22 protein-coding genes are annotated in these 24,973 nt (G+C 63.5%); 16 read left to right on the top strand and 6 right to left on the bottom strand.

The features are described from left to right. Positions 1-9 precede the first annotated feature (9 nt). From ACZ1JY_RS19435 to ACZ1JY_RS19405, 7 genes are all read left to right on the top strand, one after another. A complete protein-coding gene (locus ACZ1JY_RS19435) occupies positions 10-2,358 on the top strand; it encodes a TonB-dependent receptor (protein ID WP_465131225.1) in 2,349 nt (782 codons plus the stop codon). Between the two features lie 76 nt (positions 2,359-2,434). After that, positions 2,435-3,238: an SDR family NAD(P)-dependent oxidoreductase gene (locus ACZ1JY_RS19430; protein WP_465131224.1), complete on the top strand. Its 804-nt coding sequence runs from the start codon at positions 2,435-2,437 to the stop codon at positions 3,236-3,238. Positions 3,239-3,273: 35 nt separating this feature from the next. Beyond that, the gene (locus ACZ1JY_RS19425) at positions 3,274-3,900 is read left to right on the top strand and encodes a TetR/AcrR family transcriptional regulator (RefSeq protein ID WP_465131223.1); all 627 of its coding nucleotides are present in this window, start codon (positions 3,274-3,276) and stop codon (positions 3,898-3,900) included. 98 nt (positions 3,901-3,998) lie between these two features. Continuing rightward, positions 3,999-4,910 carry a LysR substrate-binding domain-containing protein gene (locus tag ACZ1JY_RS19420; RefSeq protein ID WP_465131222.1) on the top strand — a complete coding sequence of 304 codons (912 nt, stop codon included), beginning with the start codon at positions 3,999-4,001 and terminating at the stop codon, positions 4,908-4,910. Positions 4,911-5,024: 114 nt separating this feature from the next. Continuing rightward, positions 5,025-7,268: a TonB-dependent receptor gene (locus ACZ1JY_RS19415; protein ID WP_465131221.1), complete on the top strand. Its 2,244-nt coding sequence runs from the start codon at positions 5,025-5,027 to the stop codon at positions 7,266-7,268. Between the two features lie 7 nt (positions 7,269-7,275). Beyond that, complete coding sequence (locus tag ACZ1JY_RS19410; protein ID WP_465131220.1) at positions 7,276-9,042, top strand: amidohydrolase; 1,767 nt, start codon at positions 7,276-7,278, stop codon at positions 9,040-9,042. Further along, positions 9,039-9,572 carry a DUF3237 domain-containing protein gene (locus tag ACZ1JY_RS19405; protein WP_465131219.1) on the top strand — a complete coding sequence of 178 codons (534 nt, stop codon included), beginning with the start codon at positions 9,039-9,041 and terminating at the stop codon, positions 9,570-9,572. Before ACZ1JY_RS19410 ends, ACZ1JY_RS19405 begins: the two co-directional genes overlap by 4 nt. 113 nt (positions 9,573-9,685) lie before the next feature. Here ACZ1JY_RS19405 and ACZ1JY_RS19400 read toward each other — a convergent pair whose 3' ends face one another. The 3 genes from ACZ1JY_RS19400 to ACZ1JY_RS19390 all read right to left on the bottom strand — a co-directional run bounded on the left by ACZ1JY_RS19400 (position 9,686) and on the right by ACZ1JY_RS19390 (position 12,415). Beyond that, on the bottom strand, positions 9,686-10,795 hold the full coding sequence (locus ACZ1JY_RS19400) for a class II histone deacetylase (protein WP_465131218.1): 1,110 nt from the start codon (positions 10,793-10,795) through the stop codon (positions 9,686-9,688). A 209-nt stretch (positions 10,796-11,004) separates the two neighbouring features. Further along, the gene (locus ACZ1JY_RS19395; protein WP_465131217.1) at positions 11,005-11,253 is read right to left on the bottom strand and encodes a helix-turn-helix domain-containing protein; all 249 of its coding nucleotides are present in this window, start codon (positions 11,251-11,253) and stop codon (positions 11,005-11,007) included. A 196-nt stretch (positions 11,254-11,449) separates the two neighbouring features. Continuing rightward, positions 11,450-12,415, bottom strand: coding sequence for a helix-turn-helix domain-containing protein (locus tag ACZ1JY_RS19390; protein ID WP_465131216.1), 966 nt, complete (start codon positions 12,413-12,415; stop codon positions 11,450-11,452). A 409-nt stretch (positions 12,416-12,824) separates the two neighbouring features. On the opposite strand from ACZ1JY_RS19390, the gene ACZ1JY_RS19385 reads away from it, so the two are divergent. From ACZ1JY_RS19385 to ACZ1JY_RS19345, 9 genes are all read left to right on the top strand, one after another. Then, the gene (locus ACZ1JY_RS19385) at positions 12,825-14,972 is read left to right on the top strand and encodes a TonB-dependent receptor (RefSeq protein ID WP_465131215.1); all 2,148 of its coding nucleotides are present in this window, start codon (positions 12,825-12,827) and stop codon (positions 14,970-14,972) included. Between the two features lie 183 nt (positions 14,973-15,155). Then, the gene (locus ACZ1JY_RS19380; protein WP_465131214.1) at positions 15,156-16,961 is read left to right on the top strand and encodes an NAD(P)-binding protein; all 1,806 of its coding nucleotides are present in this window, start codon (positions 15,156-15,158) and stop codon (positions 16,959-16,961) included. Between the two features lie 18 nt (positions 16,962-16,979). Then, entirely contained in the window at positions 16,980-17,567 is a 588-nt protein-coding gene (locus tag ACZ1JY_RS19375) for a YybH family protein (protein WP_465131213.1), read from the top strand. Positions 17,568-17,634: 67 nt separating this feature from the next. Beyond that, positions 17,635-18,783: an amine dehydrogenase large subunit gene (locus tag ACZ1JY_RS19370; protein ID WP_465131212.1), complete on the top strand. Its 1,149-nt coding sequence runs from the start codon at positions 17,635-17,637 to the stop codon at positions 18,781-18,783. After that, positions 18,780-19,325: a MauE/DoxX family redox-associated membrane protein gene (locus tag ACZ1JY_RS19365; protein WP_465131211.1), complete on the top strand. Its 546-nt coding sequence runs from the start codon at positions 18,780-18,782 to the stop codon at positions 19,323-19,325. The genes ACZ1JY_RS19370 and ACZ1JY_RS19365 overlap by 4 nt, the downstream gene beginning before the upstream one ends. Then, complete coding sequence (gene traF / locus ACZ1JY_RS19360) at positions 19,322-19,924, top strand: conjugal transfer protein TraF (RefSeq protein ID WP_465131210.1); 603 nt, start codon at positions 19,322-19,324, stop codon at positions 19,922-19,924. Before ACZ1JY_RS19365 ends, traF begins: the two co-directional genes overlap by 4 nt. Positions 19,925-19,946: 22 nt before the next feature. Next, positions 19,947-20,444, top strand: a complete 498-nt coding sequence (locus tag ACZ1JY_RS19355) for a methylamine dehydrogenase light chain (protein WP_465131209.1) — start codon at positions 19,947-19,949, stop codon at positions 20,442-20,444. 11 nt (positions 20,445-20,455) lie between these two features. Beyond that, on the top strand, positions 20,456-20,920 hold the full coding sequence (locus ACZ1JY_RS19350; RefSeq protein WP_465131208.1) for a c-type cytochrome: 465 nt from the start codon (positions 20,456-20,458) through the stop codon (positions 20,918-20,920). Between the two features lie 23 nt (positions 20,921-20,943). Further along, positions 20,944-21,315 carry a c-type cytochrome gene (locus ACZ1JY_RS19345; RefSeq protein ID WP_465131207.1) on the top strand — a complete coding sequence of 124 codons (372 nt, stop codon included), beginning with the start codon at positions 20,944-20,946 and terminating at the stop codon, positions 21,313-21,315. 54 nt (positions 21,316-21,369) lie between these two features. Here the strand turns inward: ACZ1JY_RS19345 and ACZ1JY_RS19340 are convergent, their stop codons facing one another. From ACZ1JY_RS19340 to ACZ1JY_RS19330, 3 genes are all read right to left on the bottom strand, one after another. Next, a complete protein-coding gene (locus tag ACZ1JY_RS19340) occupies positions 21,370-22,308 on the bottom strand; it encodes a helix-turn-helix domain-containing protein (RefSeq protein ID WP_465131206.1) in 939 nt (312 codons plus the stop codon). A gap of 72 nt (positions 22,309-22,380) precedes the next feature. After that, entirely contained in the window at positions 22,381-23,358 is a 978-nt protein-coding gene (locus ACZ1JY_RS19335) for a CobW family GTP-binding protein (protein ID WP_465131205.1), read from the bottom strand. Then, a complete protein-coding gene (locus ACZ1JY_RS19330) occupies positions 23,355-24,965 on the bottom strand; it encodes an amidohydrolase (RefSeq protein ID WP_465131204.1) in 1,611 nt (536 codons plus the stop codon). The genes ACZ1JY_RS19335 and ACZ1JY_RS19330 overlap by 4 nt, the downstream gene beginning before the upstream one ends. Between the last annotated feature and the right edge of the window lie 8 nt (positions 24,966-24,973).

The following is a 24,973-nucleotide window of genomic DNA, read 5'->3' as shown; positions in this document are numbered from 1 at the left end:
GGGACGGCAGTGAGGAAGAAGACCACCATTGCGTTGACCGCCAGCCTGTCAAGCATGGCGCTGGCCACAGGAAGCGCACACGCGCAGGCGGCTGCTGATGGCGCCGACGCGGGCGGCGAGATCGTCGTCACTGCGCAGAAGCGAGCGCAGAGCACCACGGACGTGGGGATCACCATGTCGGTCCTGTCCGGCTCCGACCTGCAGAATCGCGGGATCAAGTCTGCCGCAGACCTTGCGCTGACTACTCCCGGGCTTGTGGTCAACGATTCAGGCGCGCAGGGCGTGCCGATCTATACGCTGCGCGGGGTTGGCTTCAACAACATCTACGTCAATGCGTCGAGTACGGTCGGGCTCTATGTCGATGACGTCGCCATACCCTATCCGGTGATGAGCAGAGGTGCCTTGTTCGATATCGAACGGGTCGAAGTACTCAAGGGACCGCAGGGTGACCTGTATGGGCGCAACACCACGGCGGGCCAGATCAACTTCATCACCGGGCGGCCGACCCGCGAGTTTCACGCCGGTTATGCACTGGAATATGGCCGTTTCAACTCGGTCGACGCCGAGGGTTTCGTCAGCGGGCCGATATCGGATTCGATCCAGGTCCGGGTGGCGGGCAAGCAGGTGCTGAGCAGCGGCTGGCAGCGCAGCCTGTCGCGCCCGCAGGACAAGCTGCTGGGCAGCAAGGACGAAACCGCCCTGCGCGGCAAGATCAACTTCGACCTCGGCGGGAAGAGCTCGATCCTGCTCGAAGGTTACTGGACGCGGGACCAGTCCGAAGGCGTGGCGGCGGCAGCTCTCGACGGGCGCCTGATCGGCCTGCCCAGCGCGCAGACCGCACTGCCGGGCCGGGGCACCGTGATCTACACCATCGGCGACAACCGCGCGGCCGACTGGACGCCCAAGTTCAGGCCGCGCCACAACAACCACAGTGCGGGCGGATCGGCCCATGTCGACCTCGACCTCGGCAGTGTCTCGCTCGCCTCGATCAGCGCCTATGACCATTACGTCCGTCACGAGACGAACGACTGGGACGGCGCGGCAGCCAACATTTCCGGCAGCATCAACAACACCAGGATCAAGTCCTTATCGCAGGAATTGCGCCTCTCGGGCGATGCCATGGAGAAGAGCCTGAACTGGATCGTCGGCGGGTACTATTCGTGGGACAAGCTGACCGAAGACTACAATTACTTCATGTCGGATTCCTTCTTCAACACGGCGCTGGGGATCGACGAACTCAACACCCGCTACACCCAGGTTACGCGCAGCATCGCCGGGTTCGGCCATATCGAATGGGACGTGGCACCCAAACTCCAGATCGTGGGCGGGCTGCGCTATACCCACGAGACGCGCTCGTTCACGGGCTGCACCTATGACCGCAACGGGACCTATGCGGCGACGACCAACAATCTGATCACGCCATTCCTGATCTTGCCGAACGGCCTGCCCGATCCCGGGCTGGTGCCCTTCGGTGGCTGCGCGGTCTATGACGACCGGCGCGAGAGCCCAAACTTCGGGACCTTTGCCCCGTTCAACGACCGGATCACCGCCGACAAGTGGATGGGCAAGGTCGGGCTGAACTACAAGCCCAATTCTGACCTCCTGCTCTATGCCTCGGTCTCCACCGGGTTCAAGTCGGGCGGGTTCAACGGCGGCAATTCCAACACCACCACCCAGCAGGCGGCCTATCGGCCCGAGCGCCTGATCGCTTACGAAGCGGGGGTGAAGTCTGATATTCGCCAGCTTGGCCTCAACCTTGAGGCGGCGGCATTCTACTATGACTATCGCGACAAGCAGGAAGCCGGTCTTGCGGTGACTTTTGTCGGCAACATCAACGGCCTGACCAACATTCCCCGCTCACGCATCTATGGCGCCGAGATAAGCGGGACCTTCCGGCCGACCCGCGAGCTGTCGCTGGCCTTTGGCGCGACCTATCTAAACAGCAAGGTCCTGCGCTGGAACCCGATCAGCGACCGCAGCCTCTATCCAAACGTAATCACCTTCGACGCGGCGGGGCAGCGGCTGCCGAACGCGCCGGAATTCTCGTTCAACCTGACGCCAGGCTACAAGAAGCCGGTCGGGAGCGGGCTGTTCGTCGAACTGGCGGGTGACCTCAACTATCGTTCGTCAACCTCGGGCAGCGGGTTCATCTATCGCGGGCTCAACCCCTATTTCCTTGTCAATGCGCGGCTGACCGTGGGCAAGGAAGACGGGCCGTGGCAAGTGAGCCTCTGGGCGAAAAACCTGTTTAACCGATACTATTTCAACTACGCCAACGACATCGGCGGCTCCGGCACCTATATCCGCGTGCCCGGTATGCCGCTGACCTACGGGATGCGCCTGTCCACCCGTTTGTGAACACGGGGCGGGGGCATCAGCCTGACCCGTGCCTCCGTTTGTCCCCCTACTAGACGATCACACCGAGGGTACAAACATGCGTTTTGAAGGAAAGTCGATTTTCGTGACCGGCGGTGGAACCGGAATTGGGGCGGCCATCGCGCGCCGCTTCATCGAGCTTGGCGGCAAGGTGACGATCATGGGCCGACGCCGAGAGCCGCTCGAGGAAACCGCCCGCGAACTCGGCTGCCTCGCCATTGCCGGGGACGCTGCCGACGGGCCGACGGTGGAGGCAGCAATCAACCAGACTGCCGAGGCTCATGGCGGGCTCGACGTGCTGGTCGCCAATGCCGGGACTGCGCAGATCGGATCGGTCATCGATACGACTGACGCGATCTGGGAAGAGGCTCTGCGCAACAACCTGACCAGCGCCTTCGTCGCCGCGCGCAGCGCCATGCCGTGGCTTAAGCGCAAGGGCGGGGCAATTGTGATCATTTCCTCGCTCGGCAGCGTTGAAGTGGTACCGGAAATGTGCGGATACGTCACCGCCAAGCACGCCCTAATAGGCCTGACAAAGTCGATCGCCCATGACTTTGGCAAGTTCGGGGTGAGGGCCAACGCGATTTCGCCCGGTTTCGTGCGGACGCCGATGGCCGACCAGACGATGCAGGCGATCATGGCGCGCGACAACGTGTCCATGGACCAAGCCTATGCCTCGGTCACGGCGCACCAGCCGATCGCCCGACCAGCCACCCCGGAAGACGTAGCGGCGGCCGCGGCCTTCCTCGCTAGCGACGAAGCTGCGTTGATCACTGGGTCCAATCTCGTGCTTGACGGCGGTAATGCCATCGTCTGCGGGCAGATGCTGCTGGCCAACTTCGCAGGCGATCCCCGGCGCTGACTCTGCCGGTTCGCATCTTGACCTCAAAGTGTGCAATGCTACGCGCATTGGTGCAGAAAAAGGGGTATGCGCGAATGGCCCGTACACAGGCCGTAGATTATGAAGAGCGGCGCGAGGCCATCGTTGAGAAGGCGGCGGAGCTGTTTGCTGCAAAAGGCTTTCTCGGTACGTCAGTAATGGACATCGCAAAGGCGTGCGATGCGTCCAAGTCATTGCTCTATCATTACTTTCCATCTAAGGAGGACGTCCTGTTGGGCGTCATGTCCTCGCACATCGATCGGTTAATCGAGACGCTTGAAGAGGTCGAAGGCAGCGAGGGCGAAAGCGCCGAAAAGCTGGCGCGCCTGATTCGGATGTTTATGGCCGATTATGTCGGCGCGGCGGCGAGCCAGTCGGTCCTGCTGCAAGAACTGGATAACCTGCCGGCCGAAGCCCGCGCGGACATCGTCGGCAAGCAGCGGCGGATCATCGATGCGGTGCAGGGCTGGTTGGTCGAGATCCACCCGGAGCTGGCCAACGACCGGGCCCGAGCGCGGTCGCTCACCATGCTGCTGTTCGGCATGATCAACTGGACCGGCAACTGGTACGATCCGGCCGGCGCAGTGACGCCAGATCAGATCGCGGCCATGGCGGTCGGACTGATCACGCGCGGGCTCGGGTAGGGCGCCTGAACGCGGATAACATCGGCCGTGGCGGGCTGCGGGCCTTCCCCGGATAGTTGCACGCCAGCAAAGATGCGCGAGTGCAAGGGAGGAGGCACATGTTCGGTAACCTGCCGCTGACCGGCCTTCGCGCGTTCGAGGCACTGGCCCGCACGCTGTCGCCCGGCTCGGCGGCCAAGGAACTTTCGGTCACGACCGGCGCGGTGACCCGTCAGGTCCGCGAGCTGGAGATCCTGCTCGACCTCAGGCTGTTCGAGCGGCAGCGCGGCGAATGGCACCTGACCGCGCAGGGGGCGCAGCTGGCGGCGTCGATCGCGGGCAGCCTGCAGTCGATCCGTTTCGCGCTCGACACCTTGCCGTTCAGCGCGCAGCCGCCCTTGCGGATCGGAATCTCGCGGGCCCTCGCGACCCATGTCGTTGCGCCGCGTCTGCGTGAGTTCCTGGAGATCGCGCCCGGTACAGTCATGTACCTCGACGGCGAGCAGCAAGGCGGGGTCCCCCATCCGGGGCTGGACCTGGTGGTGCGCTATGGCATTCCCGAAATGGTGCCGGGGATGAAGGCGACGCAGCTGTCGTCCGGGCTACTGTTCCCGGCGGCGGCACCGACGCTGCTCGGAGGCAGTACGCCGCTCGTGCCAGAGGAGTGGCCGGATGCTGAGCTCCTCGCCTTCATGCTGATCGACCACTGGACCGAATGGTTCGTCGCCACCGACCGGCCCGTGACCCGACGGCCGATCATCCACTTCAGCGATTCCAACATGCTGTTCGAAGCGGCGATCCACGGGGTCGGAATAACCATGGCCCACTCGGTCATCTGTCATTCCTTCCTGAAGAACCGCGCGATTGTGCCCATTGGCGAGGGGGTGCAAATCGACCACCACTATTACGCACTTGTCCCGGCCAACAGTTCTGGCGTGGTCGGCCAGTTTCTCGACTGGCTGGAGGGGATCATGACCGAGGCGGAAAGATCCTCCGCGCAATACCTGACCTCAGCTTCACGCGGAAAATAACTGCCGGATTTGCAGAAGTTTTTTCGTTCGACAACGCGGCCCCACGCTGATTAGCCTGATTAAATAGACTGATCGGTCAGTCTATAAAGAAAATCAGGTGATGGGGGCTACCACATGGCAAGGACTGAAAAGAGACGGGCACTGCGCTGGCTGGTGACGACGACGGCGCTGTGCGCTCTGGGCGCGGTGTCACCCGCCCTCGCGCAGCAGGAGGAGGGCCGGGCCGCTGCGGCTGCGTCTGCCGGAGCCGACGAGGGCGGCGAGATCATCGTTACCGCGCGCAGGCGCGACGAAAGCCTCAAGGACGTGCCGATCTCGATCTCGGCGCTGGGCGCGGAATCGATCCGCAACCGGGGCCTCGGCTCGGTCAACGAGATCGGCTCCACCGTTCCCAACGTGCGAATGCCTCCGGCCAGTTCGGGCAGCAACGGCTCGGGCGCCTATACCTACGGCATGCGCGGGATTGCCACCAATGCCCGCAATATCGGGTTCGATCCCGGCGTCGGCGCCTATGTCGACGGAGTTTACGTCGGCCGTTCGGCGGCGTTCAACCAGGTTCTTGCAGACGTGGAGCGGGTGGAAATCCTGCGCGGTCCGCAAGGGACACTGTTCGGCAAGAACACGATCGCAGGCGCGGTCAACATCATCACCCGCAAGCCGAGCTCGACCCCTGAGGGCAGCGTCCTGGTCGGCATCGGCAACCGCGATGCCAGCAAGATCGAGGGCCGCCTGTCAGGCCCGCTGACGGACGGCGTTTCAGCCAAGATCAGCTTTTCGCGCTCGCTCAAGGACGGCGATGTAATCAACCGGCTGGATGGGCTGGACTATCTCCATGACGACAATACCTGGGCGCTGCGCGGCGCACTGCGCGCCGAGGCTTCGCCGGGGCTGAGCTTCACCCTGTCGGGCGACTATACCACCACCCGCAGCCGCGGCATGGGCGCGCAGCTGACGCGGGTGGAGGGAATGGCGCTGACCGTCCCGGGCGTGATCGCCAACGACCGTGATGCGATGAACATTGACGGCCTCAACCGCAATTCACTGATCAACTGGCGCGATGAATATGGCGTGGCCCTGACCAGCGAGCTGGAGTTGCCGGGGAACCAGGTCACCGCGATCACGGCCTATCGCGATGCGCGCCTGCGCTTCAGTACCGACGATGACGCGACGCCCTGGCCGATCCAGTATTCCGGCTTCGACGACCGGACCAAGGCTTTCTCACAGGAACTGCGCGTCGCCTCGACCGGGACGCGGTTCTGGAGCTACCTTGTCGGCTTCTACTATTTCCACCAGAACGGGACGTCAAAGCGCTATACCGACGCGGCCCTGCCCGATGCGTTCCATTCGGGCCCGTTCTATCCGATCTACAACAACTACCCCATTACCTATGGCCGGATCAGCACGGATTCACGGGTCAATTCGCGCGTCTGGGCGCTGTTCACCAGCAATGACTTCAAGCTGCGCGATGATCTGACCCTAACCATCGGTGCGCGCTATACCGAGGAGCGCAAGACGCTTGACCACCGCCAGCGCGACACGTCGTGGATCAAGTTCCCCAGCCTCGACATCGTCGGCCAGTCGCGCAAGGACAGCGATTTCTCGGGCAACGCCAGCCTGAACTATCGCCCGACGCGCGACACCAGCATCTATGTATCGGTTGCGCGGGGGTTCAAGTCGGGTGGGTTCAACCCGGACTACATCCGCAGATCGGTCACCTTCGCACCGGAAAAGGTCACCAGCTACGAACTGGGGGTCAAGTCCGATCTGTTCGACCGTAAGGTCCAGCTGTCCGCCGCTGCGTTCTATACCAATTACGAGAACCAGCAGGTCAACATCTTCGAGGCCGGTGCCTTTACAATCAAGAACGCCGGCAGGTCGACGATCAAGGGTGGCGAGGTCGAGCTGACCCTGCGCCCGGTGTCCCGCCTCACCGTGACCGGCTCGGCAGGTTATACTGATGCGAAGTACAAGGCCTTCCCGAACTGCCTCGGCGCAAATACCGATTGCGCCGGACGCAGGCTGCCCTACGTGCCACGCTGGTCAGCCTTCGGCTCTGCCGAATATGCGATCCCGGTGCCGGGAGGAGAGGTCCGCCCGCGCGTGGAGGTCAGCTATACCGGCGACCAGTACTTCGATGCCACCAATGTCGAGCGCAACCGGGTGCCGTCCTACACCCTCGCTAATGCAAGCATCGCCTATCAGCGTGATGACGGCTGGCGGGTGAGTGTCTGGGCGAAGAACGCGCTCAACAAGAAGTACGATGCTGCCCGCTGGGACTTCGCATCGCTGTTCGGGATCTACTACTTCTTCCCGGGTGAGACGCGCACCTTTGGCGCTGACCTTTCCTATCGCTTTTGAGGCTTGAATGATGAACCGGATCGGCCGTTTCCGTGCCATGGTGGGCACCTTCGCACTCGTCGCTGCCTGCACGCCGGCCATGGCTGGGCAGCCGGCGGACCTCGTCCTAACCGGGGGGAAGATCTTCACGGCCGATCCGGACCACCCCTGGGCGCAGGCAGTCGCCATCGCTCAGGGAAAGATCGTGGCGGTAGGCACCGACAAGGAGGTTGCTGCGGCTGCGGGCAGGGCCGCCGTCGTCCGCAACCTGCGCGGGCGGACGGTGATTCCCGGCCTCAATGACGTTCACGTTCACACCTTCTGGGCCTCGCAGAACATCGTCCACTACCGCTGCAACTTCCCGGTCTACTCCACCTTCGAGGAGGTGCTGGACCGGGTCCGGGCCTGCAGCAAGTCAGCCGAGCCTGATGCCTGGATCATGGGGGAATACTGGTCCAGCAATCTCCTGCCGAAGATCGGCACACTTGCCGCCCTTAAGGCGCTGGACGAGGCGAGCGGTGGCCGCCCCGTTTACCTGCGCGATGATACGACCCACAACCGCTGGGTCAGCACGCGGGCGATGGAGTTGGCCGGGATTGATCGCAGGACCCAGGAGCCGGCGGGCGGCAAGATCGTCCGCGACCCGGCGACAGGTGAGGCGGTGGGGCTGTTCGTCGAACGAGCCGCGTTCAGCCTGGTGGAAAAGGCAACGCCGATCGCCCGGCCGTTCAGCGAGGCCGACATGCCCGGCATGTTGCAGGCCAGCATCGCCCGGATGAGTCGCAGGGGCATCACCGGTTTCCAGGACGCCCGCATTGATGACGTGAACGTTGGCGCGGCCTTTGCCCGTCTGGACAGGGCGGGCAAGCTGAACGCGAGGGTGGCCCTCTCGACCTATTTCGATGCGTCGAACAAGGCCGATCCGGCTGCTGTCATGGCCACTGCCGCCAAGGCGACAGGGCCCCATGTCGCGACCCAGTATGCCAAGATCTACCTCGACGGGGTGATGACCACGCGGACCGCGGTTTTCGTCGAACCCTATCACCTTGGCGAGGAACACGACCCCAATTTCCGCGGCGAGTACAAGATGAAGCCGGGTGAGCTGGTGCCTCTGGTGGTCAGGCTCGACGCGCTCGGCGTGTCGATCAAGTTACACGCTGCGGGCGACGGCGCAGTGCGCGAGGCGCTCGAGGCGATCGAGGCGGCTCGTGCGCTCAACGGGGATCGCGGGCCGATCCACCAGATCGCCCATGGCGGCTATATCAAGGACGATGACCTTGCCCGCCTGGTGCCGCTGCGGGTGGCGATCGATGCCTCGCCCACCGTGTGGTTCCCGGGGCCCATCGCGGATGGCACGGCCGCCCAGATCGGGACGGAGCGCACCAACCATTACTGGCCGTTCAAGACCATGGTGCAGTCGAACGTGACGCTGGCCGGCGGTTCCGACTGGAAGACCCTGCCCGACGAATACTCCGACATCTGGGCCGGGATCGAGGGCATGGTGACCCGGCGCAACCCGACCGGGCGCTTCCCTGGCGCCATGTGGCCAGAGCAGAGCCTGACCATCGAGCAGGCTGTTTCAGCCTATACTGCAGGGTCGGCGCGGGCTATGGGGATGAATGCCGCGATCGGCTCGCTCATGCCCGGGAAATGGGCCAACTTGGCCATTCTTGACCGCGACATCTTCACCATCAAGCCTGACGACATCGGCGAGACCCGCGTGCTCGAAACCATATTCGAGGGCCGCGTCGTCTATGCCGCCGATCCGGCCTCGGCGCGGGAGGGCGCGCGATGAGCGGCGAAGGGGTTGCCGGACAAAGCCGCCGGGCTGTGCTGCAGCATGCCTCGCTGGCGGCGGCGCTGACGGTCCTGCCCGTCACGCGCCTCTCGGCTGGGGCGGCATCGGCCGGGGGCCAGGCGCCTTTGGCGCTCAAACCGTTCTGTACCCTCGTCACCCTGACCGGTGAGCCGGCTACCATCGGTGCCGGCGGGCGGATCATCATTCCGATCACGGGCGGAACGGTTGACGGGTCGGGCCTGCAAGGAGAGGTGCTGCCGGGCGAATCCTGGCTGGACCGGCGGGCCGATGGCAACGTTGAATACCTCGTCCGCTACCGGATCAGGTCCCGTCAGGGCCAGATCATCGCCGACCAGGCCCAGGGCTTCGTTCGGGGCGGCGCAAGTAATGCAGATGCCTATTCCCGCACGGTCCACCACTTCGAGGCGCCAGAGGGGGCACATGCGTGGCTGAACAGCTCGCTGTTCATCGGACGGCTCGGCCATGTTGAGGGCGGACGGAGGATCGAGGTGTTCGAACTCCTGTGAGCAGCTAGCCCAAGTGGGCACAGAATTGCTTTATTGGGTTCAACAGTCGGGTGCTGCCTGCTGGCGCATCGCCCGTAACGGGTCGATGCGCCGTGTCCACATGGACTGGCCGGTCAGCTTATCGCGAGCGTCTTGCAGAACTGGTCGATCAGTTCGTTGTGAAAGCTAAGGACGTGGGACCTAGGTTGCTGGAGCTGGAAGAACTCAAGCTCGGGGTCGACCACTTCGGTCTTCTTGCCTGACAGGGCTTCAAGCAGGGCGTGGCCGCAGAACGGGACATAGTCCTCCGAATAGCCGCCTTCGTGCACCACGACGAGGCGATCGTCACAGAGTTCGCGGGCTAGTTCGAGCATGTATTCCGTCATCGCGCGGTAGCTACCGCTGTGCAGAAGCATGCGCGCGAGAAGGTCGACCGAGTTGGCATCGAGGCCACTGGCGACGATGACGAGGTCAGGATTAAACGCGCGCAGTGCCGGGCCGACGATCCGGTGCAGGGCGCGCATGTAAGTCTCGTGACCACTGCCGGCGGGGAGCGGAATGTTGATGTTAGCACCAAGGCCATCGCCTTCGCCGCGGTCTTCCAAACCGTTGTAGCCCGGCGGGTAGCAGCCATCCTGATGTAGCGAGATGGTGAGCACATCACCACGATTGTAGAAGATGCTTTGCGTGCCGTTGCCGTGATGGATGTCCCAGTCGACCACGGCAACGCGTCCGGCAAGCCCCTTGGCCATGGCCGCCCCGATCGCGATCGAGATGTTCGAGAGCAGGCAGAAGCCCATGGCTTGATCGCGAAGGAAATGGTGCCCGGCTGGACGGCACAGGGCATAGGCGTTGCGCGCTTTGCCGGTTAGCACGTCGTCGACCGCGCGCTTGGCCAGCCCGGCAAACAGCGCCGCCACCTCGAATCCCCCCACGCTGAACGGAGCGACCCTGCCAAGTTCGCCGCCACCCCTGGCGCTCAATTCGGGAAAGTGCGCGATGTAACTGCGCGTATGTACGCGAAGCATGTCCTCTTCGGTGGCGGGCGGAGCGCTCAGCACGGTGAGCTTATCGACCAGCCCAGACACTTGGGCCAGGTTCAGAAGCCGCCGCTTGGATTCCGGGGTGTCCGCGCCATAGGTGCCAGAAGGTGGTTGGACCCAGCGATCGAGGGGGAGGAAAAGCGCCTGGACGCCAGTTGAATGCCAGAAGGTACGTTCATCGGTGTAGAAGTTGGTCGTCATCCGTAGTCGCTCCGCAATCTGCAATTCGAGCCACCTAGCTCGCGTGCAAGTGACACTATCGGCGGATTCGAAAAGGAGCGCTTGCCAGCCCGTGCCAAATTCTGGACATGCTTGCCAAGTGCCACGGCGCGCGCAACAAGGCTGATTTCTTTGTGCAGGCGTGCGGCGAAGGCCGACCCACTTGCCTATGCGTGCCGCGATGGGCGCGCTCAGAAGGCGGCACGAACCATCGATGGGGTCACGCCGAACTGCTTGCGAAAGGCGCGGGAAAAGTGCGCGGCGTCATTGAAGCCGACAGCGAAGGCCACTTCGGTGATCGACGTGCCGGAATGCTGCTGCAGGTGCTTGTGCGCCACGGCGAGGCGCAGTTGCGGAACCCACGCCTGAGGAGTGATGCCCTCCTGCGCGAAGAGGCGGTATAACTGGCGCAGCGAGTGGCTGGCGACCTCAGCCAGCATTCTGGGCTGAATGTTCGGTTCGTGGATGTGATCGATAACGAAACCCTTGAGGTCATGCAGCCTGAGCCTGCTACGCGGCGTGGTGACGCCAATTGACGCCGCGCACAAACGGGCTGACCCTGTCCTATCGCCAGTAGGTCCTGCCAAGAAACGCGGGTACCCTCACGGGTATCCGCGTGAGACTTGACAGTTGGCTTCAAGACGGTGAGCGCATCAGGCTCGGCAAAATGCCGTAGCGGTTGCGGAAGGCACGTGAAAAGGTCGTTGAGTCATGAAATCCTACTGCCGTTGCGATTTCCGAGATCGAGGACTCAGCTTGGCGCAAGAGAATATCATGCGCGATTTCCAGCCGTATATCTGAGACCCAAGCTTGTGGTGTCGTGCCCTCGCGCGCAAACAGGCGGTAGAGTTGGCGACGGGAAACGCCGTACTCTTGTGCAAGGCGATCAGGCGAAATAACTGGCTGCCTTGCGTTCTGGATCACCCAATGCCTTAGCCGCGCCGTGCGCTGAGGTGACTGGGTGAGATTTGACACCTGCCTGTTCTTCCAGCTGCGATAAAGCATGGAAACGAGCGCCCTTAAAAGGACGTCATGGTCGCTTGCGTCCAGCATCTGTTGCGACTGGTGCAACGAGTTCAAGGTGGTTGAGAGGATTCGACCGAACCCGCGGCTGCCGTCAATCGCGACTCCGACCATTTGATCTAGATAGGCCTCGATCGGTTTGAGGCAGGTGCGTGGAAGCGGAACGGCAAGTAGCGCGCTGGGACCTGGCATCTTGAAGTGGCATTCGCCGAATGGGGAAACCAGCAAGAAATCGGAGGTATCTAGCGAGATCCTCCGACCGGCGTGCGTGACGATGGATTTGCCGCGCTGTTGCTGCACCAGAAACACGCAGTCGTGCCAGCCCCAGTTGAGCCGGCCAGCGTGTCGCTCCCATGCAATTCCTTCTCCTGCGGCGATACCGGCCGAGAGCGGACCTATCTGTACCGCTTCCAAAGCAATAGAACAATTCGGCCCGATCGCCGTTGCCACGTGAGGGCCGTAACGGTCCTGCAACGCTTCTTCAAATTCCAACAGCAGGGCGCGCAGAGCAGCGCTGCGCGAACTGGTGTGATCGAGCTCAGGGATTGAGTGACCAATGCTCATAAGGGCAATCTGCAAAACGCTCTTAGGGAATTGTATGACCAGTCGGACTATTTAAGCAAGTTCCGAATTTTCGGTGGGACTCGGCCAAGCCATGTCGCACCCCGGCATTTGGCAATGCCATTCTTTCTGCGGAGACCAATCAAAGCTGTCTGAAGCCCGCTCCCATCTCTGTTCAAATCCGAGCCGACGGTGGCGTTTCTCTTTTTTTCCGACGTTTGTCGAGTTTTGGTTGTAGAGGATTTGCGTGTGCTAGGTGATAGCAGCATTTATCCCCTTTACAAACCGACTCTGTTCGGGTTTTATCCGACCGGTCGGATAATCAAAGATTCTTGGACTTCAGGGGAGAAGTACGATGGTATTCACTGGCGCCCGGCGCTTGCGGACCGCTTTGTTGCTTGCTGGTGGAGCTCTGGCTTTCCCCGGCATGGTCCAGGCTCAAGCCCAGTCTGGTAATGAGGGTGAGACGGACGAGATTGTTGTTACCGCGCAGAAGCGCGAGCAGTCGGTACAGAACACCAGCCTGGCTGTTACCGCACTCGGGGAGTCGGCGCTCGCCGCGGTTGGCCGTCAGGATGTTACCGCGCTTGCAGGGCAGGTGCCCAGTCTCCAGGTCAACCAGTACAGCCCGACCATCACGGTCTTCAATCTGCGCGGCGTGTCCCAGAACGACTTTGCCGACTCGCAGGAGGCGCCGATCGCCTTCTACAATGACGAAGTCTATGTCGGTGCCTTGGGCGCCATCAGTGGACAGACCTTCGACCTGCAGCGCGTCGAGGTCCTGCGTGGTCCGCAAGGAACGCTGTTCGGTCGTAACGCGACGGGCGGTCTTGTCCAGATCGTCACTGCCAAGCCGACCCGCGATTTCGAGGGCTTTGCCACCCTTACGGTCGGCAGCTATGGTCAGGTTGCGACCGAGGGCGCGGTCAGCGGTCCCTTGAGCGAGAGCGTACGCGCCCGCCTTGCCTTCACCAGCAACCACCATGGCGGCTACATCAAGAACGACATCGGCCCCGACCGTGGTGGCAGCAAGTTCTACGGTGGCCGTTTCCAGCTCGAAGGCGATGTCGGCAGCGAGGGCAAGCTGCTGTTCAAGGCGCAGTATCTGCGCAATGACAATGAACGCAGTTCGGGCAGCTACAGCCATGCGGCGGCCGGCTTCAACGCCGATGGCCTGGGCTATGCCCTGCCGGCCAATGTCGACTTCTGGGGCACCTGCGCAGGATGCGATGCGGTTGGTTATCGCGATGCCGATGGCGACCCGTTCACTGCCTCGCTCAACACCGATCCCCGCTTTGGCCGCACCTACTGGAGCACGACCCTTCGTTACGAGCAGAAGATCGGCACCGTCAGCCTGGTCTCGATCACCGACTACCAGAAGTTGAAGAAGAACTACGGCGAGGACTCCGATATCGGTCCTTCGTCGGCTTTCAACTACACCACCGCCCAGGATCTCTACCAGCTCTCGCAGGAGTTGCGCCTCTCGGGCGACACTGACCGCCTGCAGTGGCTGGTGGGGGCCTATGGCATGAAGATCCGCACCGACAATGCCTATGTCGCCGATCTTGCCCAGTCGTTCGATCTCGTCACCCGCTATGGCGGGCGCCAGAACACCGAGAGCCTCGCCGTGTTCGGTCAGGGCGAATACGAGGTGGTGCCGCAGGTCCACCTGATCCTCGGTGCGCGCTACAGCTGGGACTGGAAGGACTACGACTTTGCCCTGAGCGCCTTCGATGGCGCGGGCACCGACCTTGGCACCGAGCGCTTCAACAAGGCGCTCTATCCCGACCTCGCCAGGAAGACCTTCAAGAACTACTCGTTCAAGGCCCAGGTCGACTATCGCCCGGCTGATGGCGTGCTGGTCTATGCCGGCGTCAACCGCGGTACCAAGAGCGGCGGCTTCGGCGTCGTGGCCTTCCCGGGCATCGTGCCCGCCAGCCTGCCCTATGACCAGGAAGTGCTGACCAACTACGAAGCCGGCTTCAAGACCGAGCCTGCGCCGGGCATGACCCTCAACGGTTCGATCTTCCACTACGACTACAAGAACTACCAGGCCTTCTCGATCGTCGGCCTGTCGCAGTCGATCACCAACCGTCCGGCCAGGATCAACGGTGCCGAACTGGAACTGGGCGCACGGCCCCTGCGCGGGCTGAGCCTGCAGGCCTTTGCAACCTACCTCGACACCAAGGTGCGCGGCATCGTCCTGCCCTTCGGGCGCGTTGCCGACCGCGTGCTGCCACAGGCGCCCAAGTGGAGCATTGGCGGACGCATCCAGTACACCGTCCCGGTAGGCCCCGGCGACATCACCGTGCAGACCGACTGGAAGTATGACAGCTTCCAGTATTTCTCCACCTTCAATGCACCCATCGATCGCGAACCCGAACGCGTGATCGGAAACGCCCGCGTCTCGTTCAAGACCAACGACGACCACTGGGAAATCGCCGCATTCGCCAACAACATCACCGACAAGCAATACCGCGTATACAACCTCGACCTCTCCACCGCCCTCGGCATCTCCCAGCAAACCTTCGCAAGACCTCGATGGATCGGTGGATCGGTTACCCGTAGTTTTTAAAGTGGAAGGGATCGCCTTATGAAGGACAAGGATCGCAATGCTGGGGCCAAGTCCAGTCAGTGGCCCGATATAACCCGACGCGATTTCGTTGGGGCAACGCTGATCGGGTCAGGCGCGTCACTACTTACGGCCGCTGCACCCGGCATGCGATCCTTGGCGAAAGCGCAAACGTACCAACTCCCCATGACGGGGCTCGGTCCTGACTGGACAGGCCCAAGCGGGATCGGCGACTATGCCGACAAGAACGGCAACACCCACAAGGTCGTCAATGCCGCTCATGGCGAAATCCGCAACGGCTCGTTCGACAAGCGGATTGCCAAGGCCCCGGTTGTCGACGACCTCTACGACCTGGTAATCGTCGGCGCGGGCATTTCCGGTCTGACCGCTGCCTATGTCTATATCCACGAGAAGCCCGACGCGAAGGTCCTCGTCCTCGACCAGCACGACATCTTCGGCGGTGAGGCCAAGCAGAACGACTTCGAGGTCGACGGTTATCGCCTGACCGCGCCGCAGGGCTCGACGGGCATCGTCGTTCCCTTCGCCAAGGCGAGAGAGGCCGGTTTTCCCACGCCTTTCGTCCGCGAGCTTGGTTTTCCCACCGAGTTCGTCCACCAGAAGCCGCAGAACCTGACCAAGGATATCCTCATCCCCGAGGACATGTGGTCGCCCATGCACATCGCGTGGGAACGGGCCGACACCGCCTTCTATTATGAAGGCCACGGCATGGTGAAGAATCCGTGGCGCGACGGCTTCGCCAAGGCCCCGATCCCTGAGCGGCTGAAGAAGGCGCTGGTCGACCTTGAGCTGTACCGCACCCCGCCGCGCCGCGACGACTGGGCGCAGTGGCTGGACACGATGTCCTACAAGGACTTCCTGCTCAACGTCGCCAATGTCCCGGCCGACCTGATCGATCAGGTCTGCGCCTATCTGGACCCCGTGATGGCGGCGATGGGTTGCGCGCTGGGTTCGGACATCATTTCCGCCTACTCGGCATGGAACTACATGATGCCGGGCGTGAACGCCTATTCACGCTACCAGCTTGGCGGCACTGACCCGACCGATGGAATTTTCCTCGCCACGTTCCCGGGCGGCAACACCTTCCAGGCCAAGCGCTTCCTCAAGCTTGCCAAGCCCGAAGCGCTGACCGGTGACGACAGCCTTTATGGCCTGCAGTACAGCACGGTGAACTGGGACACGCTGGACCGTCCCGGCGACAAGTACCGCATGCGCCTCGGCGCGACGGTGTTCTCGGTCGTCCACGAAGGCAAGGCGGCTTCGGCGAAGGTCGTCCGCGTTACCTACGAGAAGGGTGGCAGCCTGCATTCGGTCCGCGCCAAGCGCGTCATCTGCGCCGGCCAGCAGCATGCCAACAAGCGCATTTGCCATGACATCAGCCCAGCCTACCGCGAAGCGATGCAGGCCTTCCAGCACGCGCCGATCCTCACCCTCAACGTCGCCCTTAGGAACTGGAAGTTCCTCGAGAACCTCGGCGTGGCAGCGGTCCGCTGGTTCGAGGGTCTTGGCTGGTGGACCAGCCTGCGCCGCAACCTCGTGCTCGACGGCAAGGAAACTCAGCCGCTCGACCCGAACAAGCCGGTGGTGCTGACCCAGTACATCCCGTTCCTGAACCCTGGCGTTCCCTTCCCGGACCAGTGCACCACGGGCCGCATGCAGCTTTTCGGCATGAGCTTTGCCGACATCGAGAGCCAGATCCGCGACCAGTTCACCAAGATGTTCGCGCCCTATGGCTTCGATGCCGACCGCGACATCGCGGCGATAATTGCGAACCGTCAGGGCCATGCCTACGTCTGCGGCTATCCGGGGTTCTTCTTCGGAAAGGACGGCAAGAAGGCCCCGATGGAGGTCCTGCGCGAACCCTTCCACCGCATCGCATTCAGCCATTCCGAGCTTTCCGGCGCCCAGATGTGGGAAACCGCCGTGGAGCAGGGCGAGCGCGCGGCCAAGCAGATGCTGGCCCTCAACGACTGACACTTCGGAGATTTCACAATGAACAAGATGCTCAAGATCCGGCACGCCGCTGCCATGACAGGCCTAGCCGCCGTCCTCGTGCTCGGCGGTTGCGGCAAGTTCGACAAAGCCGAGGCGGCGCCTTCCGGCGAAGCGACCGCGGCCGACGCTGCGCCCGAAACCACGACCGCCTTCACCACGGTTGGCGACATCCCGGCTTCCGACCCGACTGAACTGGCCGCCTTCCGCAAGGCGACTAAGGAACTCTATACTTTGAAGGAACAGGCTTTCGCCGAGGGCAAGGCCGATCCGATCGTGAAGCGGTTCTATGCCAACAATGCCCTGTCGTTTGGCGTCGAGGGCAAGCCGGTCGAAGGCCGCGCCGCCTTCGATGCCGACTACCAGAAGACCGTCGCGCGCTACAACGTCCGCGTCGTGCCGTACAACAGCTATGTCAAGGGCGATGCTGGCTGGGACTGGGCCACGTTCTATGTGACGCCGAAGGACCCCAAGTCGGGCGAGAAGCCGTTCTCCTTCGCCATCCTGTTCCTGTGGACCAAGGTCGATGGGCGCTGGGTCTGCGCGGGCGACATGTACGTCATGGGCAGCTTCGAAGCCGCCAAGTAATCAAGCGAAGGCTGCGCAGCCACGCATGGCTGCGCAGCCGCTCAAATACTCACAGCTGGAGCGGTCGATGCTCAGGAAATTCGTTCTTGCCGCCAGTGCCTGCCTGTCGTGTTCCGCCGTGGCCCACGCAGAACTTCAGCCCGAGCAGCTGGTCGTCGAATCCCTTGCCAAGACGATGGCGCCCCATTGGGTCTGGGTGAACGAGATTGCCTTCGAGCGCATGCCTGACGGGCGATCCTACCTGGTCGACGGGGATACCGGCCGGGTTCTTGGCATGATCAGCGGTGGCTACGGCCATGGCACGCTGATGATCCATCCCTCGGGCGAATACGTCGCCGTCACCGGCACCTATTACACCCGCACCTCGCGAGGTGAGCGGGCCGACGTCGCGACCTTCTACAAGACCACCGACCTTGCCCCCGGAGACGAGGTGGCCATTCCGCCCAAGCGCTTCGGCGGCATGCCCTTCCTTGCCTCGAACAGCGTCATGCCCGGCGGCAAGTTCGGCCTTATATACAACTTCACGCCGGAACAGTCCTTGACCGTGCTCGACATGGAACAGCGCAAGGTTACTGGCGAATTCGCGACGCCGGGCTGCGGCCTGACCTTCCCGACCTCGGCCACGCAGTTCTTCATGCTCTGCAGCGACGGGTCGACCCAGCCGGGCACCCTTGATGCCAAGGGCCAGATCTCGCTCGCCCCGGCGACGGCCCAGATCTTCCCGACTGATGATCCGGTCACCGAAAAGGGTGTCTGGACCGGCACGAACTGGCTGTTCTTCTCGCGAGATGGCAAGGTCTTCGTGGTCGGTGAGGCCAAGGGCATACCGGTCGTTCAGCGGACTTGGCCGCTGGTCCAGAACGTTCCCGGCGCGTGGCGCCCCGGTGCGCTGCAGACGGCTGCCTATCACTCAGCTACTGATACGCTCTATGTCCTGATGCACGAAGGCGACGTCAATTCGCACAAGGACCCCGGCACCGAACTGTGGGTATACAAGGCTTCCGAAGGGCGCCTGATCCGGCGCATGCCGCTCGATGGACAGGCCACCTCGGTGGCGATCAGCCAGGATGCAGCGCCGTTGCTCTACACCGCCAACCTCGGGCAGAGCGCGCTCCAGATCCGCGACGTTGCAAGTGCCAAGGTGCTTCGCACGGTAGATGGGCTTGGGGCATCGATCACTGTGCTGCAGCCCGCTCCACTGGCCCTCCGGCCGTGATCGGTCCGCTGGCTATCCTTGCCGGTCAGCTCGGCTTTGCCGCGCTGTTCCTCGCATCGGCTACGACCAAGATCGCTCGCCCGCGGCAATTCGCGGCGACGGTGGACAGCTACATGCTGGTCCCAGCGGCGCTGGTCTCCCCGGTGGCGGTTGCACTGTCCGGCCTCGAACTACTGCTCGGCCTTGCCCTGCTGGCCATCCTTCCTGTGTCGCCACAGCATGCCCTTGCCGCGACTGGCGTGGTCCTGCTGGTCTATGGCCTTGCTATGGCGATCAACGTCTCGCGCGGGCGTACCGGGCTCGGCTGTGGCTGTTCCGGCTTCGGCAAGGCCGAGGCCCCCATCAGCTGGGCCATGGTCGGGCGTAACGTCGTGCTAGCGGCCATAGCCCTCGTGCTTGCCAGCGGGCAGGCCACCCTTCCGGGGCCGCTGTGGTCGGCCTGCCTTGCCGCCGCCCCCGCGGCTATCGTCAGCCTGTTGCTCTATGCCGCATTCAGCCAGCATCAGACAAACCGCGCAATTCTGGGAGCAATGCAGCGATGAGCAATTACCTCGTATTCGCAATCGTCGCTCAGTGGGTGGTGATCGTGGTCATGGCCGCGATGATGCTCGGTATGCTCCGGCAGATCGGCATACTGCATGAACGCTTGCCATCGTCGGGCGCGCTGTCTCTTTCCGGCGGCCTGCGGCCCGGCGAAGAGCTTGCCGTCGCCAGCTATGCCACGCTTCACGGAGAAAACCTGACCATTGGCGGAGCGAGCGAGGACGGGCGCGCCACGCTGCTGTTCTTCGTCTCGCCGACCTGCCCGATGTGCAAGGCGATGCTGCCTACCGTGCTCGGCATGGCCAACCGGCTTGGCCGGACCACGCGTCTGGTCCTCGCCAGCGACGGCGACGTGCCGCTCCAGCAGCGCATGGTCGAACGCGAAGGGCTGGATGGCTATCCGCTGGTCCTCTCGATGGAACTGGGCCGCAAGCTCGGTGTGGCCAAGCTGCCCTATGCCGCGCTGATTGGTGCCGATGGCCGTCTCGTTGCCAAGGGGCTGGTGAACAATCGCGAACATGTCGAGAGCCTGTTCGAGGCCCAGCGCCTCGGCGTCAGCTCGCTCCAGGATTACCTTGCGCAACAGCGCAGTGCATGAAATCGAAATTGGAGGTCCTCAGATGAGCCGGATTGACAGGATTCTGGAACGGATGTCCAGGTCCACTGCCCGCAACATTTCCCGTCGCAGTTTCTTCGGTCGCGCCGCCACGTTCGGGATGGTCGCCTCGCTTCCGCTGCTGCCCGTGTCGCGCGCCGGAGCGGTCCAGCCCGGCGAATCCGGCAATCCGGAGTCATGCGATTATTGGCGCTATTGCGCGATCGACGGGTTCCTCTGCTCGTGCTGCGGCGGATCGGCATCCACCTGCCCGCCCGGCACCGAACCTTCGCCCGTGACCTGGGTGGGCACCTGCAAGAACCCGGTCGACGGCAAGGACTACATCATTTCCTACAACGACTGCTGCGGCAAGTCGGCCTGCGGCCGCTGCCAGTGCAACCGCAACGAACGCGATACGCCGGTCTACATGCCGTCGGGTTCGAACGACATTAACTGGTGCCTCGGCACCCAGGTCGGCGTGGTCTACAACTGTTCGACCTCGGTCTTGCTGGGCACTGCCTGAGGATAACGCCCATGTACCCGAGGATCCTGCTGGTCTTTGTGCTTCTCGGTACCGTTTCCGCAGCTGTCGCCCAAGTTGTGGCCCCACCCCAACCGGGTGGCCGCCCGCAGTCGAACAGCACCAACGGGCGCCGGGTCCAGGTCAACTACATGCTGGAATGCCAGGGCTGCCACCTGCCCGACGGGTCAGGCATGGCCGGCCGCGTGCCGACCCTGCGCGGTCAGGTGCAGCATTTCCTGACCGTGCCGGGCGGGCGGGAATTCCTCGTCCAGGTTCCGGGCTCGTCCAATTCCAAGCTGAGCGACCGCGATCTGGCCGAGCTGATGGACTGGATGCTGGTCCAGTTCGGCGGGCTCAAGCCGGGCAGCTTCAAGCCCTATTCAGCCGAAGAAGTGGCACAGTACCGCAAGGTAAAGCTGGGCAATGTCGTGGCGACCCGTGCAGCCTTGGCTGCCGGATTTCCCAAGGCCCAATAGAAAGACGCAACCGGGAGAATACGATGAAGTTCAGGTTCCTTGTCGCCGTTCCTGCCATGGCCGCCGTCTGCGGCTTTGGCGCAGCGGCTGCCATGGCCCAGGCGGCCCCTGCGGCATTCAACCAGTGCAAGGCGTGTCACGTGGTCGGTGCAGGCCAGAAGGCCACGCTCGGCCCCAATCTCTACAAGGTGGTCGGCAGCAAGGCCGGCTCACGTCCGGGCTATGTCTATTCCGCCGCGATGAAGGCCAGCGGGAAGGTCTGGAACGCCCAGACCCTCGATGCCTTCATCACCAGCCCGCAAGGGGCAGTCAAGGGCACGAAGATGTCTTACTTCGGTGAGCGCGATCCCCAGAAGCGGGCCGCGATCATCGCCTATCTTACCTCGCTGAAGTAAGGCCGAAGGCGTCGGCAGGGCGTTCGGGCCAGATGTCCGGGCGCCCATTGCCCCTCAGTTTGCCGCCGCTACTTCCCGCGGGGAACAGTCGAACATCTGGCGGAACGCGCGGGAAAAGTGCGCCGCGCTGTTGAACCCCACTGAAAACGCGATGTCGGTGATCGTCCGGCCGCGATCCTTCATCAGGCAGGCCCGCGCCGCCTGCAGCCTGAGGTTCCAGACCCAGGCCTGCGGGGTCGTCCCTTCATCGCGGAACAGCCGGTAAAGCTGGCTGCGCGACAGGTTGCAGACCCGCGCCAGCTTGTCCGGGCCAAGGTCGGGATCGTCCAGATGCTGTTCCACCCAGCCCTGCAACTGGGTGAGCTGGCGGTGGCGTACCTCGTTGGGCTTGGGGCCGGTGCCGGTCTTGCAGTGGTCCAGCATCGACGCGATGATCTCGCCAAGAACCACGCAGTCGTCGGCATCGAAATTGGCCTCGGGCTGGGCCAGCGCGCCCAGCATCGAGGACAGGACCCGGCCCACCCCCTGCGACCCGTTGATCGTCGCCCCCAACAGGTCGGTAAAGTCCGCCTTCGACCGCTCGAGCAGGGGGAAGGGCAGGCCGAGCGAGATCATTGCCCCCGGCTTCACCAGTTCAAAGCTGCATTCCCCGACCGGGCTGATCAGGACAAGGTCGTGCGACCGCAGTTCCGCCACCCGGTCGCGGTGGCGCACCCGTGACAGGCCGCCACGCTGCTGGATCAGGAAGATGCAGTCATGCCACTGTTCGTCCAACTGGCGCCGCTGCCGTTCCCAGCCAATGTCGCGGCCCCGGGCGATCCCGGCCGCGAACGGGCCAAAGGCGGCGACGTCAAGCTGGGCCACATGGCGCTCGCTCCGCACGTCGACGCGGTGGGCGCCATAGCGGTTGGTCAGCGCCTCGGCGAAGAAGCGCGAACCCGAGACGACCGAGCCGCCCGCCGTGCCTTCATCTCCGTCAGTTGGACATCCCATCGTGTTGTCCCTCAGCTCAGGTTCCTGCCTATCAGGTTATCCTTGATCCGTAACGTTTTTTAGGTGCCCTCTTCATCCCGGCACAGGCGCGGTGGCTGCTTCCAGCAGGGCCATGAAGCGGTCGCGCACCGGGCCTGCGTTCTGGTCCTTGGCAATGAAGGTCAAGGCGGTCTTCGCCTCGCCCCGCGGCCAGGCCTCGAGCACCTCGGGCGGGAAAAAGAAATGGCGCACTCCCTGGACAAGGATCGGACGGGCACTCTCGGCGACGTGGCACAGACCCTTGGCGCGCAGCAGCACATCGTGGAACTCCCGCGCCGCATTATCCAGCGCGCGGGCAAGGGCGGGCCAGGGGAGGGCGCGGTCCAGTTCGGCCACTGCGGTCGATACCGACAGGCCTTCCGCATGGGGCGAACAGGCGTGGGCGTTATGGCCGGTCCCGGGGTGATCCGGGCGGCAGAGGAGGTCGGCCGGCACGCAGTCGCCGTTGATCGAAAGCGTGATTGTTGCAAGGCCGTTGCAGCGCCGAAGCAGTGCCGTTGCAGCGGCCAGATCGGTCACCGGAACGAGGTCGGACTTGGTCACCACGAACCGGTCGGCCAGGCTCACCTGCTCGCGCGCCTCGACCGAGCCGAGCACGGCCTCCGGCCCGAACTGGCAGTCGACCACGGTAATCACGCTATGCACGCCAAACCGCGCCCTGACCCAGTCGTCGCTCGCAAGCCTGTGCAGGACCGGCCCCGGACAGGCGATCCCGCTGGTCTCGATCACCACGCGTTCAAACTCGGGAATGTCCCCCCGCTCGCGCAGGAGCGCCAGATTGCGCAGGGCAAGGCCAAGGTCGCCCTGCACGCTGCAACAGACGCAGCCACCATCCATCAGCAGGGCGGGCATCACGTCGGTGCCGACCAGGTGCTGGTCGATCCCGACCTCGCCCACCTCGTTCACGAGCACTGCCGTGCGCGCAAATTCCGGCGTGCGAAGCAGGGCGCGGAGCAGGGTGGTCTTGCCCGCGCCGAGAAACCCGGTGAGCAGAAAAACCGGGATCGTCATGAGCTTGGGCCCTCCTCGGCAGCGTAGACGGTGCGTCCTTCGAACACGGTCCGCAGCACTGCGGTGGCGCCGATCTCGGCGGTCGGGACTTCGAACAGGTTCCGGTCCAGCACGATGAAGTCGGCGGACTTGCCCACTTCGAGGGTCCCGATGCGCTGGTCGAGATTGACCGCGCGGGCCCCTTCAATCGTCATCATTCGCAGCGCATCGGCAAGGCTGACGGACTCCGCGCCGCGTTCCACCATCCCCTGAAGCGCCGGGAACAGGTTCGGGTCGGGGGTGATGATCCAGTCCGATCCCACGGTCATATGGGTGCCCAGCTGCTGCATCGACTGAAAGGTGTAGCCGCTGTCCAGAACGGCGAACTCAGGCGTGCGGATGTGCCAGATCGCGGGCGAAAACTCGGCAATCACATTGAGTTCGGCGAAGCGCGGGCGGTCATCGGGGTGGATGAAGGTACAGTGCGCGATCTCTTGCGGCCGGTTGCTCGCCCCTTCGGTCTTGCGCATGGCCTCGATCGCATTGAGCGCGACCCGGATCGACCCTTCGCCCGCGCAATGCATCTTGAGCATGATGCCCTGCCGGTCATACTCGACCAGCGCAGCGGTCAGAACTTCCTCGGAAATCTGGATCCGGCTCGTGTCCACGCCGGCGCCATTGTCCAGCAGCGGCGCCTCGGTAAAGTGGGGCGGGAGCGGGGCCCCGTCGAGCCAGCACTTCACGAAATCGGTATGGACGTGCGGGCTGCTGAAGTCGCGCCGCTGCGCGATCAGGCGCTCCTGTTCCTCGCAGGAAACGCCGCCGCCAAAGGACTCTTCCTGCCAGACGAGGTGGGCCGTGACGTGGACCGGCAGTTCTCCGGCCGCATCCAGTTCGTTGAGCACCTGCAGCTGGGCGAGCGAGGCCGAGGCTTCCTGGACCGAAGTGATCCCGAACTTGCTGGTGGTGGCCAGGGCCCAGCGCAGGGCATCGCGATAGATGTTGCTTTCATAGGGCGGGATCGCACGCTTCACCGCCCAGGTTGCGCGCTCCACCAGTTCCCCGGTCGGCTCCTGTGATCCGTCACGCCGCATGATGCGGCCGCCGCGCGGGTCGGGGGTGGAGGCGTCGATCCCCGCGAGTTCCAGCGCCTTGCCGTTCACCAGCGCGTGGTGGATCGTGTAGTCGTAGATGTACACGGCCTTGTCCGGAAAGGCTTCGTCAAGGAAGGCGCGGTCCGGCTTGGCGTCGGGAAAGACGTTGGGGTTGAACTCCCCGGCGATGATCCAGTCGGACAGGGCAGGGCTGGAGCACTTGGGGCAATCGCAGAGGTTGCGGACGATCTCGTCGGCGTCGGCGTTCTCGGTCAGGCGGCATTCGAAGCAGAACTTCAGCCCGCTGGCGAGGAGGTGGATATGGGCATCGTGGATGCCCGGCATGACCATACGCCCGCCAAGGTCCTCGCGCGGGGCGTTACCCGCTTGGGCAAGGATCTCGTCCGTCGATCCGACCGCGCGGATCTTCCCGTCCTCGACCAGCAGGGCCTCGGCCCAGGGCAGGTCGGCAGTGCCGGTGTAGATCTTGCCCCCGACATAGGCAGTGGTCTGCGGACGTGCTCCGGATGTCATGCGTTTCT

The sequence above is a fragment of the Novosphingobium sp. BL-A-41-Hi4B-X5A genome, from assembly GCF_055521705.1.
The sequence above is the reverse complement of the archived record's forward strand: the minus strand, read 5'-3'. Positions and strand labels throughout refer to the sequence as shown.

Coding starts and splice junctions, on each gene's coding strand:
- ACZ1JY_RS19430 (WP_465131224.1), top strand. CDS start 2,435: ATGCGTTTTGAAGGAAAGTCGATTTTCGTGACCGGCGGTGGAACCGGA.
- ACZ1JY_RS19420 (WP_465131222.1), top strand. CDS start 3,999: ATGTTCGGTAACCTGCCGCTGACCGGCCTTCGCGCGTTCGAGGCACTG.
- ACZ1JY_RS19425 (WP_465131223.1), top strand. CDS start 3,274: ATGCTACGCGCATTGGTGCAGAAAAAGGGGTATGCGCGAATGGCCCGT.
- ACZ1JY_RS19355 (WP_465131209.1), top strand. CDS start 19,947: ATGAGCCGGATTGACAGGATTCTGGAACGGATGTCCAGGTCCACTGCC.
- ACZ1JY_RS19330 (WP_465131204.1), bottom strand. CDS start 24,965: ATGACATCCGGAGCACGTCCGCAGACCACTGCCTATGTCGGGGGCAAG.
- ACZ1JY_RS19335 (WP_465131205.1), bottom strand. CDS start 23,358: ATGACGATCCCGGTTTTTCTGCTCACCGGGTTTCTCGGCGCGGGCAAG.
- ACZ1JY_RS19375 (WP_465131213.1), top strand. CDS start 16,980: ATGAACAAGATGCTCAAGATCCGGCACGCCGCTGCCATGACAGGCCTA.
- ACZ1JY_RS19405 (WP_465131219.1), top strand. CDS start 9,039: ATGAGCGGCGAAGGGGTTGCCGGACAAAGCCGCCGGGCTGTGCTGCAG.
- ACZ1JY_RS19380 (WP_465131214.1), top strand. CDS start 15,156: ATGACGGGGCTCGGTCCTGACTGGACAGGCCCAAGCGGGATCGGCGAC.
- ACZ1JY_RS19345 (WP_465131207.1), top strand. CDS start 20,944: ATGAAGTTCAGGTTCCTTGTCGCCGTTCCTGCCATGGCCGCCGTCTGC.
- ACZ1JY_RS19350 (WP_465131208.1), top strand. CDS start 20,456: ATGTACCCGAGGATCCTGCTGGTCTTTGTGCTTCTCGGTACCGTTTCC.
- ACZ1JY_RS19385 (WP_465131215.1), top strand. CDS start 12,825: ATGGTCCAGGCTCAAGCCCAGTCTGGTAATGAGGGTGAGACGGACGAG.
- ACZ1JY_RS19395 (WP_465131217.1), bottom strand. CDS start 11,253: ATGCTGGCTGAGGTCGCCAGCCACTCGCTGCGCCAGTTATACCGCCTC.
- ACZ1JY_RS19370 (WP_465131212.1), top strand. CDS start 17,635: ATGCTCAGGAAATTCGTTCTTGCCGCCAGTGCCTGCCTGTCGTGTTCC.
- ACZ1JY_RS19340 (WP_465131206.1), bottom strand. CDS start 22,308: ATGGGATGTCCAACTGACGGAGATGAAGGCACGGCGGGCGGCTCGGTC.
- ACZ1JY_RS19400 (WP_465131218.1), bottom strand. CDS start 10,795: ATGACGACCAACTTCTACACCGATGAACGTACCTTCTGGCATTCAACT.
- traF (WP_465131210.1), top strand. CDS start 19,322: ATGAGCAATTACCTCGTATTCGCAATCGTCGCTCAGTGGGTGGTGATC.
- ACZ1JY_RS19415 (WP_465131221.1), top strand. CDS start 5,025: ATGGCAAGGACTGAAAAGAGACGGGCACTGCGCTGGCTGGTGACGACG.
- ACZ1JY_RS19410 (WP_465131220.1), top strand. CDS start 7,276: ATGATGAACCGGATCGGCCGTTTCCGTGCCATGGTGGGCACCTTCGCA.